Raw genomic sequence first — 9,550 nt, 5'->3', positions numbered from 1 at the left:
ACCGAGACATATGACGATTTGTGAGGCATGATTGATCGGAGAATTCATCTGATCTTTAGGAGAGTCAATGCTGACAGCGGCCTACGTGGGCGATCACACGATCGACATCCGGGAGGCGGATGCCACGCCTCCCGCTCCCGGCCAGATCCAGGTGCGGGTGGCCTACACGGGCCTCTGCGGGACCGACCTGCACATCCTCCACGGCTCGATGGACGCGCGAGTCGCCACCCCGCTCGTCTTCGGCCACGAGATGAGCGGCACGATCGCCGCGGTCGGCGAGGGCGTGGACGGCTGGAGCGCCGGAGACGGTGTCACGGTGATGCCGCTGGCCTGGGACGGCACCTGCCCCGCATGCCGCGCCGGCAACGAGCACATCTGCCAGAACCTCGACTTCATCGGGATCGACTCCCCCGGCTCGCTCCAGGGCCTGTGGAACGTCCCGGCCGAGACGCTCGTGCGTCTTCCCGAGGGGATCGCCCTCGACCATGCCGCTCTCGTCGAGCCGGTCGCCGTCGCCGTCCATGACGTGCGCCGCTCCGAGCTTGCCCCGGGCGACAAGGCCGTCGTCATCGGCGGCGGTCCCATCGGCGTCCTCATCGCGTGCGTCGCCCGTCACACCGGGGCCGAGGTGCTCGTGATCGAGCTCGACGAGAAGCGCCGCGCGCAGATCGAGGAGCTCGGCTTCGCGACGCTGGACCCCCGCGAACGCGACCAGGTCGCCGTGGTCGAGGAATGGACCGACGGGGCCGGAGCCGACGTCGTCTTCGAGGTCTCGGGGGCCGCCGCCGCCGTGCGCGGGGCCACGGGGCTGGCGAAGGTGCGCGGCACCATCGTCGTCGTGGCGATCCACCCCACCCCGCGCGAGGTCGACCTGCAGCGGATGTTCTGGCGCGAACTGCGCCTCCTCGGCGCTCGGGTGTACCAGCGCCCCGACTTCGAGACCGCCGTCGAGCTCGTCGCGGGCGGCGTCATCCCCACCGATCTGCTCATCACGCGCATCGTGCCCCTCAGCGCCACCGCCGAGGCCTTCGCCGACCTCGAGGCCGGCCGCGCGATGAAGATCCTCGTCGACGTGGGAGGCCAGGCATGAACGGGCTCTTCTCGCTCGAGGGCACCACGGCCGTCGTCACGGGCGCGCGCCGAGGGATCGGCTTCGCCATGGCGCTCGGTCTCGCCGAGGCGGGCGCCGACATCATCGGGGTCAGCGCCTCGCAGTCGACGTCGGGCAGCGAGATCGAACGCGCGGTGACGGCCACCGGTCGCTCGTTCACCGGCATCGCGTGCGACTTCAGCGATCCGTCGGCGGTCGACGCGCTGGGGGCGGACCTCTCCGGACGCCACATCGACATCCTCGTCAACAACGCCGGCACCATCGAGCGCGCCCCGGCGGCGGAGCACCCGCTGGACGCGTGGGATCGCGTGCTGCAGATCAACCTCAGCAGCCAGTTCCGTCTCACTCAGACCGTCGCCGGCCAGATGCTCGAACGCGGGCGGGGCAAGATCATCTTCACCGCCTCGCTGCTGAGCTTCCAGGGTGGCATCAACGTCCCCGGTTACACGGCGGCCAAGTCGGGCATCGCGGGGCTCACCAAGGCCCTCGCGAACGAGTGGGCGTCGAAGGGCGTCAACGTCAACGCGATCGCGCCCGGCTACATCGCGACCGACAACACCGAAGCCCTGCGCGCCGACAGCGTGCGCTCGACCGCCATCCTCGACCGCATCCCGGCGGGCCGGTGGGGCGAGGCATCCGATCTCGCCGGGGCGACGGTGTTCCTCGCCTCACGGGCGTCCGACTACGTGTCGGGCATCACCCTGCCGGTCGACGGGGGGTGGCTCGGGCGATGAGCGACTCGTCGTCCTCGCTCACCGAACGCCTCAGCTCCGTGGGTATCGTCCCCGTCGTGGTGCTCGACGACGCCGATCGTGCGCGCGACCTGGCCCTCGCCCTGCGCGACGGGGGCGTCGGCTGCGCGGAGTTCACCCTGCGCACGCCCGCCGGTCTCGCGGCGATCTCGGCGACCGCCGGCATCGACGGGTTCCTCGCCGGCGCGGGGACGGTGCTGACCATCGAGCAGGCGGATGCCGCGATCGACGCGGGCGCGACGTTCGCCGTCACGCCCGGATACGACCCCGCCGTCGCCGACCGGCTCCGCGCGGGCGGCGTGACGGTCGTTCCGGGCGTCGCGACCCCGACCGAGGTCCAGCGGGCGCTGTCCGACGGCTTCTCCGACGTGAAGGTCTTCCCGGCCGGACACCTCGGCGGAGGGAGCTACCTCGACGCGCTGCACGGACCGTTCCCCGACGTGCGGTTCATCCCCAGCGGAGGCGTCGATCCGGGCAGCCTCGGCGACTACCTCCGCCGTTCGTGGGTGCTCGCGGCGAGCGGCAGTTGGATGGTGCCCCGCGACGCGATCGCCCGCGGCGACTTCGAGACGATCGCCGCCGCGGCCGCCGAGTGCGCGCGCATCCGCGACGCGGCACGGTCCGCCCGATGAGCCGCGTCGTCACGCTCGGCGAGAGCATGGGGCTCGTCCTCGGTGCCGGTGTGGGCGGCTGGGAGCACACGTCCCAGGCGCACATCGCGACGGGAGGGGCCGAAGGAAACACCGCGATCGGACTGGCCCGCCTCGGCGTCCCCGTCACGTGGCTCGGTCGCGTCGGCGACGACGCTCTGGGTCGTCGCGTGGTGGGCGACCTCCGCTCCGAGGGCGTCGAGGTGCGCGCCCTCCTCGACGCCGGCGCCCCGACCGGCCTCATGCTCAAGTCGACACCGCGCGCGGGCGCCACGACCGTCGACTACTACCGCCGAGGCAGCGCCGGCAGTCGACTCGAGCCCGCCGACCTCGAGGACCTTCCCCTCGAGACCGGTGACATCCTCCACGTGACCGGCGTCACCCTCGCTCTGTCGGACTCGGCGCGCGAGACGGTGATCGCCGCGGTCGACCGCGCTCGCGGCACAGGCGCGCTCGTGTCGTTCGCGGTCAACCACCGCAGCAGGCTCTGGGACCCTGCCGAGGCCGTCGAAGCGTACGCGCACGTCATCGGGCTCGCCGACATCGTCTTCGCCAGCGACGACGAGGCGCGGATGCTGCACCCCCACACCGCGCCCGAAGAGCTCGCCCGGGCGCTGGCCGCGGCGGGCCCCGCCGACGCGGTCGTCACCCTGGGCGGCGACGGAGCGGTCGCGGTCATCGACGGCGAGCTGCACCGCATCGCCGCGGTCCCCATCACCCCGGTCGACACGGTCGGCGCGGGAGACGCGTTCGCCGCCGGGTACCTGTCCGAGCGATTCGCCGGGAGTGACCCCGCGGGGCGCCTGCGCACCGCTGCCCTGGCCGGCGCCTACGCCTGCCTGCACCCCGGCGACTGGCAGGGCGGCATCCGTCGATCCGAGCTCGAGGGCGCGGCATCCGCCGATCCCGTCACCCGCTGACCCCTGAACCACCCACCCCAAGGAGAATCCATGTCCTTCGCTCGACTCGGCGATCCCGGCGCCGAGATCCCCGTCCTGCGCCACGACGGCTCGGTCTACGACCTGCGTCCGCTCACGGCCGACATCACGGGCGCCTTCCTCGCCGACGACGGCCTCGCCCGCGCTCGCGCCGCCGCCGAGAACGGCGAGCTGCCGATCCTTCCGGATGCCGCATCCCTCCGCGTGGGAGCGCCCATCGCGCTCCCCGGCAAGATCGTCTGCGTCGGCCTGAACTACCACGATCACGCGGCCGAGACGGGAGCCGCCGTCCCCGCGGAGCCCGTCGTGTTCATGAAGGATCCCTCGACGATCGTCGGTCCCTTCGACGACGTGCTCATCCCCCGCGGGTCCACGAAGACCGACTGGGAGGTCGAGCTCGGGGTCGTGATCGGCACGACCGCGCGCTACCTCGCCTCCCCCGACGAGGCGCTCGCCCACGTGGCGGGATACGTCGTCTCACACGACGTCTCCGAGCGCGAGTTCCAGCTCGAGCGCGGCGGCCAGTGGGACAAGGGCAAGAGCTGCGAGACCTTCAACCCGCTCGGCCCCGACCTCGTGCCGGCATCCGACGTCGGCGATCCGCAGGCTCTCGGTCTGCGTCTCTCGGTGAACGGCGTCGAGCGGCAGAACGGCTCGACTTCCGCGCAGATCTTCACCGTCGCGTACGTCGTCTGGTACCTGTCGCAGTTCATGGTGCTGCGCCCGGGCGACCTGGTGAACACGGGAACCCCCGCGGGCGTCGCCCTGGGTCTCCCCGACACTCCCTACCTCCGGGCCGGCGACGTGGTGGAGCTCGAGATCGACGGTCTCGGCCGCGCGCGTCAGACGATGGTGCAGGCATGAGCGCCGGCGAGTTCGACGGTCTTTCCGTCGTGGTGACCGGCGGGGCTTCGGGCATCGGTCTGGCGACCGCGCAGGCGTTCGCCGCGCGGGGGGCGCGGGTGGCCGTGCTCGACCTGGTCACCGACCATCTCGACGAGGGTCTGACCGGATTCGGTGCGGACGTGACCGACCGGGACTCCGTGGATGCCGCCCTGGCCGCCGTCGCGGACCGGTTCGGCGGCGTCGACGTGCTGGTGAACAGCGCGGGCGTGAGCTGCGTAGGAACCGTCGAGGAGGCCACCGAGGCCGACTGGGACCGCGTGCTGAACATCAACGTGCGCGGCACCGCCCGCGCGTGCGCCGCCGCGCTGCCCTACCTCAAGCGCTCGGAGCGTGCGTCGATCGTCAACGTGTGCTCGATCGGGGCGCTCAACGGCCTCCCCCAGCGCGCCGTCTACAACGCTTCGAAGGGCGCGATCCTCTCGCTCACCTACGCGATGGCGACCGACCATGTGCGCGAGGGCGTGCGGGTGAACTGCGTGAGCCCCGGCACGGTGTCGACGCCCTTCGTCGAGCGAATGCTGCAGAACTTCCCCGACCCGGTCGCCGAGCGTGCCGCGCTCGACGCTCGGCAGGCGACGGGCCGCATGGTCACGCCCGACGAGGTGGCGGGCGCGATCCTCTACCTCGCGAGTCCGCTGTCGGGGTCGACCACGGGGACGGCCCTCGAGGTCGACGGCGGCGTGACGCACCTGCGGGTGCGCCCGCAGTAAATCACGGTCCGGGGCGGGGCGCCGAGGCGGCTGAGTCCGCCGGCGCCTCGCCCCGCCCGCCGAAACACAGGTGGGTGATCCATCACCGCGACACAGGTGGCTGAGCCCGTCGAAGCCACCGGAGCCCGCCCCCACCGCCGCAACGCAGGTGGCTGAGCCTGTGGAAGCCACCGGGCCGTCGCCGAACGGCCCGAGCGCCGTCACGCCACGACGAGCTGCGCGGCGAGCAGCAACGCCGCCAGCATCGTCAGCTGGAACACCGCCCGCCCCGGCGACCTCACGAACACCACGACCACCGCGGCGACCGCGACCGTCGCGACGGCGACGAAGAAGACCAGGCCGAGGGCCGTGGCATCCGTCCCCAGGAACACCGCGATTGCGCCGGCGAGGATCCCGCACGCGGCCAGTACCACCGAGGCGCGCGCCCCGAGCCGGTGCGGGAGTCCCCTTACGCCGGTTCGGCGGTCGTCGTCGAGGTCACGGACGACGTTGGTGAGGTGGACGGCCGCTCCGAGCGCCGCCCCGGCGACGGACGCCCAGGGCGCCGCGAGCGCCGGCGGGACAGCCGACAGCGTCGCGAACGAGGGGAAGAGCCCGAAGCTCAGCACGAAGGGCGCGATCGAGAACGGCGTCGACTTCAGCCCGGCGTTGTAGCCCCACGCCGACGCGAGCGCGATCGCGTGCGCCGCGACGAGACCCGGGCCCAGCGGCACCGAGAGCCCCACGGCGAGGATCGCGGATGCCACGGCCACCGCGAGCGCGCGCTCCGGGGTGACCGCTCCCCCGGCGATGGGCTTGTCGGTGCGGCCGACGGCGGCGTCACGCGCCCCGTCGATCGCATCGTTGGAGAGGCCCACCGAGACCTGACCCGCGAACACGGCCACCACGAGCAGCGCGAGGCGCGCGGGCTCGACGCCCGCGGCGATCCCGAGCGCGAGGGAGAGGACGGTGACCACGAGCGTGGGACCGGGATGGGTCGCGCCCCAGAGGGCCCGCACGAGGTGCGGCTTCGCCGCGGCATCCGTCACCCGACGACGCTATCGCGCGGGGAGGGCGGACGGGGCGGCTCGGGAGTCCGGGCGCGGCGTGCCGTCGTGCGGAGTTTCCGCCCGGCGCGGCGTGCCGTCATGCGGAGTCGGGGCGCGGCGCGCCGGTGCCGGGGCCCTGATCCCCGGCGCGTCGCCGACGGACTCCGCGCGACGGTACGAGTTCTGCCGCTTCATCTGCCGCACAACCTCCCGAGCCGCCGTACCGTCGAGCGGAGTTCACGTCCGACACGCCGATCCCTGAGGCCGACGCACAGGCGTGTCTCCCCTCAACTCCGCGCGACGGTACGCCGTGGGGAGCAGACGGAAAAGGGAAGGGACTCGGATGCCGTGGCATCCGGGTTTCATCCCGAAAAGCGTGACGACCACGCGTGCGAACCCTTGGCACTCTCGCCACGCGAGTGCTAATCTGAGGTCAGTTGAGCGAACTCGACTCAACTTCAACGGACAGATCGAAAAGGAGTATCGACATGGCCACTTACGACCCCTTCCGCGACCTCGACCGCCTCGCGTCGACCCTTCTCGACGCTCGCCGCGGCGGCGGACCGCGACGGATGCCGATGGACCTCTACCGCGATGGCGACCACTACGTCCTCGCCGCCGACCTCCCGGGCGTCGACCCGGGATCGGTCGACATCGACGTCGACGGTCAGCTGCTGACGATCCGCGCCGAACGCACGCTCTCCTCGGGCGAGGGCGTGAAGTGGATCACGCGCGAACGCGAGACGGCCTCGTTCGTGCGGCAGCTCAACCTGGGCCAGGGCATCGACACCGACAACATCAGCGCCTCGTACCGTAACGGCGTGCTGAGCGTGACGATCCCGGTGAGCGAGAAGGCGAAGCCGCGCCGCATCGCCGTCTCGACCGACGACCACGACGGCGTCATCGAAGCGCACGAGAGCACCCCGCAGCTCATCGAGCAGTGAGATTCACACGCAGAGAGGGCCGGTCCTTCGGGGGCCGGCCCTCTCGGCGTGCGCACCGTTCTGTGCGCACGGTTCTGTGCGCACGGTCGAATCCCACGCGAGTGGGGCTCAGAGGTCCTCGGGGGCGAGGTCGCCCTGACCCTCCTCGCCGAGCTCAACGATGCCGGGGTCTTCGCCCTGCGAGTCGGTCCCGGTCGACTCCGGGTGGATGTCTTCGAGCGGGATGTCGCTGTCGTCCGCGGGGATCTCGGCCGGATCGGCACCCGTCGCCGTCGCGGGGTTGATGTCGTCGGGGTCGACACCGGCATTGACGGCCGTCGTGGCATCCCACTCGGCCTGCGCGGGGTCGAGCGCGGGGTCGGGCTCGATGGAGGTGTCACCGTCGCGCAGCGGCTGAGCCCCGGAGAGCCCGCCGTCGGGGTCGGTGACGGGAACGTCGGGGGTGGACGGGTCGATCGAGGCGTCGCTCATGAGAGGTCCTTTCGTTGGCAACCCCTTCATCCCATCGCGGGTCTCGCGCCGCGGGGCGCCCCTTGACAGCCCTTCCGCGGCCGAACCCGACTACTGGGAAAACTACGCAGGACGCGTCACGCCCCGGCAGCAAAGTGCGGGGACTCGTACGCAAAGCCGCCGTCCTTCGGCGCGCGCCGGGCCGCGTGGCTCTCGCGAGCGACTTCGATGGCACGGACACAGCAGCGGGATCGTCCGCGGAGAGGGAGACGTGGGCAAGTTCATCTACGAGGGCGGCGTTCGCAACGAGTTCGAGGATCGCCTCCTGGCGCACCTCCAGGTCGTGATCGGCAACAAGCTGCGGCGGGGCGAGCCGTTCTACTTCGTGTGGAAGGACGACATCAGCACGGGCGGCGGACGGACCGCGGTGTGGCTTCATCCCCGGGCGAACCTCGTGTTCAAGTTCAACGGCGGGCGTCCACCGGCGGTGAACCGCGCGTGGCTCGAAGCGCTCATGTCGACGGCGAACTCCCCCACCGGCCTGTACGTCGTGCCGGAACCCGCGGACGACAGCCTCCCCGCCGCGACCTTCGCGTAGGCGCGTCACCCACCGCGGCTGTCAAGGCGCTGGCGCGGGTCCACGACATGACGTTGCGTGAGGGCATGACGAATCCCCGCATTGTCGTGGTCGGCGGCGGCAACGCCGGACTGTCGGTCGCCGGGCGCCTGCACCGCGCCGGTCTGGCCGACATCACGGTCATCGAACCGCGGACGCTCCACGTCTTCGCCCCCCTCCAGTCGCACATCGCCGGCGGGGCTGCCCGCGCCTCGGAAGCCGCGCGGCCACAGGCGGACGTCATCCCTCCGGGGGTGCGGTGGCTGCGCGACGAGGTGTTCACGGTGGATGCCGAGACCCGGCGCGTCCATCTCGTCTCGGGCGGGCGCGTCGATTACGACCAGCTCGTCGTCTGCGCCGGAATGCGCATGGCGTGGGAGCAGGTCCCCGGACTGCCCGAGGCGATGGCCGCGGACTCCGGCGTCTCGAACTACGACTACGCGCTCGCGGCGAAGGCCTCCGCGGCCTTGCGCGATCTCCGGTCGGGAACCGTCGTGTTCACGCAACCGCCCGAACCCGCCTCGTGCGGCGCGGCCGCGCAGAAGCCGATGTACCTCGCGTGCGACTGGTGGCGCGCGATCGGCGTGCGCGACGACATCCGCGTCGTCTTCGTCTGCCCCGACCCGGTGCCCTTCGGCATCCCGGCCGTCGATCGCGAGCTGCAGCGCAAACTCGACGAGTACGGAATCGAGGTGCGTTACAGTCGCGACCTTCGATCCGTGGATGTCGAGACCCGCACGCTCACGATCGGTCGCGGCGGCGCGGAGGAGACGCTGGAGTACGACGTGCTGCACGCCGTGCCTCCCCAGCGGGCGCCCGAGTGGATCGCGGGCAGTGGGCTCGCGGCATCCGATGATCCGCACGGGTTCGTCGACGTCGATCCCGAGACGCTTCAGCACGTGCGGCACCCGGAGATCTGGGCCGTCGGCGACGCGGCGGCGGTCGCCACCCGGCGCTCGGGCGGCGCGATCCGTCAGCAGGCCAAGGCGCTCGTGAAGAACCTGCGCGCCGTTCTGGGGGGACGCGCGCCCACGCAGAAGTACAACGGGTACAGCGTGGTGCCGTTCACGGTGTCGCGCGGCACGGTCGTCTTCGCGGAGTTCGACCGGTGGGGCCGGCTGCAGCCGACGATCCCGTTCTGGCGCTCGCTGTACCGGGAGCGGTATCTCTCATGGATCGCCGACCGCCGCGTCCTGCCCTGGGTGTACTGGCACCTGATCCTGCGGGGGCGTGCCTGACACGGGGGCTCCCGGGGGTGCGACCCGGCGCCCGGGGCGTTCGCACGCGCGACCGCGCAGCGCCGACCCGGCGCCCGGTGGCGCCCGCCCGCGCATAAACACGATCCGCGACCATAAACGCGCTCTCCTCGCGTTTCTGCGCGCGAATCGCGTTTATGGCCGCATCCCCACGCCATCGCCGCCGCGCCCAACGCCGTCGCCACGGCA

General features: G+C 71.9%; 11 protein-coding genes. 9 read left to right on the top strand and 2 right to left on the bottom strand.

Features of this window, described 5'->3' with window-relative positions; translation table 11 throughout:
* Positions 1-67: 67 nt before the first annotated feature.
* Genes ACMW4R_RS17030 through ACMW4R_RS17005 form a run of 6 tightly spaced genes read left to right on the top strand, consistent with a single transcriptional unit; the run spans position 68 to position 5,067 of the window.
* Positions 68-1,090 carry a zinc-dependent alcohol dehydrogenase gene (locus tag ACMW4R_RS17030; protein ID WP_418300501.1) on the top strand — a complete coding sequence of 341 codons (1,023 nt, stop codon included), beginning with the start codon at positions 68-70 and terminating at the stop codon, positions 1,088-1,090.
* Complete coding sequence (locus ACMW4R_RS17025; RefSeq protein ID WP_418300500.1) at positions 1,087-1,845, top strand: SDR family oxidoreductase; 759 nt, start codon at positions 1,087-1,089, stop codon at positions 1,843-1,845. Before ACMW4R_RS17030 ends, ACMW4R_RS17025 begins: the two co-directional genes overlap by 4 nt.
* Positions 1,842-2,495 carry a bifunctional 4-hydroxy-2-oxoglutarate aldolase/2-dehydro-3-deoxy-phosphogluconate aldolase gene (locus ACMW4R_RS17020; RefSeq protein ID WP_418300499.1) on the top strand — a complete coding sequence of 218 codons (654 nt, stop codon included), beginning with the start codon at positions 1,842-1,844 and terminating at the stop codon, positions 2,493-2,495. Before ACMW4R_RS17025 ends, ACMW4R_RS17020 begins: the two co-directional genes overlap by 4 nt.
* Complete coding sequence (locus ACMW4R_RS17015) at positions 2,492-3,433, top strand: sugar kinase (RefSeq protein WP_058613416.1); 942 nt, start codon at positions 2,492-2,494, stop codon at positions 3,431-3,433. Before ACMW4R_RS17020 ends, ACMW4R_RS17015 begins: the two co-directional genes overlap by 4 nt.
* Before the next feature lie 30 nt (positions 3,434-3,463).
* Positions 3,464-4,315, top strand: coding sequence for a fumarylacetoacetate hydrolase family protein (locus ACMW4R_RS17010; RefSeq protein WP_418300498.1), 852 nt, complete (start codon positions 3,464-3,466; stop codon positions 4,313-4,315).
* Positions 4,312-5,067, top strand: coding sequence for an SDR family NAD(P)-dependent oxidoreductase (locus ACMW4R_RS17005; RefSeq protein WP_418300497.1), 756 nt, complete (start codon positions 4,312-4,314; stop codon positions 5,065-5,067). The genes ACMW4R_RS17010 and ACMW4R_RS17005 overlap by 4 nt, the downstream gene beginning before the upstream one ends.
* Before the next feature lie 200 nt (positions 5,068-5,267).
* Here ACMW4R_RS17005 and ACMW4R_RS17000 read toward each other — a convergent pair whose 3' ends face one another.
* Entirely contained in the window at positions 5,268-6,095 is an 828-nt protein-coding gene (locus ACMW4R_RS17000; protein ID WP_418300496.1) for a UbiA family prenyltransferase, read from the bottom strand.
* Positions 6,096-6,583: 488 nt separating this feature from the next.
* Here ACMW4R_RS17000 and ACMW4R_RS16995 point away from each other — a divergent pair, with 488 nt between their 5' ends.
* Entirely contained in the window at positions 6,584-7,039 is a 456-nt protein-coding gene (locus ACMW4R_RS16995; protein WP_058615312.1) for an Hsp20/alpha crystallin family protein, read from the top strand.
* Between the two features lie 108 nt (positions 7,040-7,147).
* Here the strand turns inward: ACMW4R_RS16995 and ACMW4R_RS16990 are convergent, their stop codons facing one another.
* A complete protein-coding gene (locus ACMW4R_RS16990; protein ID WP_418300495.1) occupies positions 7,148-7,510 on the bottom strand; it encodes a sugar ABC transporter ATPase in 363 nt (120 codons plus the stop codon).
* Positions 7,511-7,760: 250 nt separating this feature from the next.
* On the opposite strand from ACMW4R_RS16990, the gene ACMW4R_RS16985 reads away from it, so the two are divergent.
* Together ACMW4R_RS16985 and ACMW4R_RS16980 are read left to right on the top strand one after the other, a co-directional pair.
* Entirely contained in the window at positions 7,761-8,087 is a 327-nt protein-coding gene (locus ACMW4R_RS16985) for a hypothetical protein (RefSeq protein WP_058597066.1), read from the top strand.
* Between the two features lie 65 nt (positions 8,088-8,152).
* Positions 8,153-9,343: an NAD(P)/FAD-dependent oxidoreductase gene (locus tag ACMW4R_RS16980; protein ID WP_418300494.1), complete on the top strand. Its 1,191-nt coding sequence runs from the start codon at positions 8,153-8,155 to the stop codon at positions 9,341-9,343.
* Positions 9,344-9,550: the final 207 nt, after the last annotated feature.

Source organism: Microbacterium sp. S1037, assembly GCF_048381605.1.
Taxonomy (GTDB): Bacteria; Actinomycetota; Actinomycetes; order Actinomycetales; family Microbacteriaceae; genus Microbacterium; species Microbacterium testaceum_B.
This window is presented reverse-complemented; position numbering and strand designations above follow the sequence as displayed.

Coding starts and splice junctions, on each gene's coding strand:
- ACMW4R_RS17015 (WP_058613416.1), top strand. CDS start 2,492: ATGAGCCGCGTCGTCACGCTCGGCGAGAGCATGGGGCTCGTCCTCGGT.
- ACMW4R_RS16980 (WP_418300494.1), top strand. CDS start 8,153: ATGACGAATCCCCGCATTGTCGTGGTCGGCGGCGGCAACGCCGGACTG.
- ACMW4R_RS16995 (WP_058615312.1), top strand. CDS start 6,584: ATGGCCACTTACGACCCCTTCCGCGACCTCGACCGCCTCGCGTCGACC.
- ACMW4R_RS17005 (WP_418300497.1), top strand. CDS start 4,312: ATGAGCGCCGGCGAGTTCGACGGTCTTTCCGTCGTGGTGACCGGCGGG.
- ACMW4R_RS16990 (WP_418300495.1), bottom strand. CDS start 7,510: ATGAGCGACGCCTCGATCGACCCGTCCACCCCCGACGTTCCCGTCACC.
- ACMW4R_RS17030 (WP_418300501.1), top strand. CDS start 68: ATGCTGACAGCGGCCTACGTGGGCGATCACACGATCGACATCCGGGAG.
- ACMW4R_RS17010 (WP_418300498.1), top strand. CDS start 3,464: ATGTCCTTCGCTCGACTCGGCGATCCCGGCGCCGAGATCCCCGTCCTG.
- ACMW4R_RS17020 (WP_418300499.1), top strand. CDS start 1,842: ATGAGCGACTCGTCGTCCTCGCTCACCGAACGCCTCAGCTCCGTGGGT.
- ACMW4R_RS17025 (WP_418300500.1), top strand. CDS start 1,087: ATGAACGGGCTCTTCTCGCTCGAGGGCACCACGGCCGTCGTCACGGGC.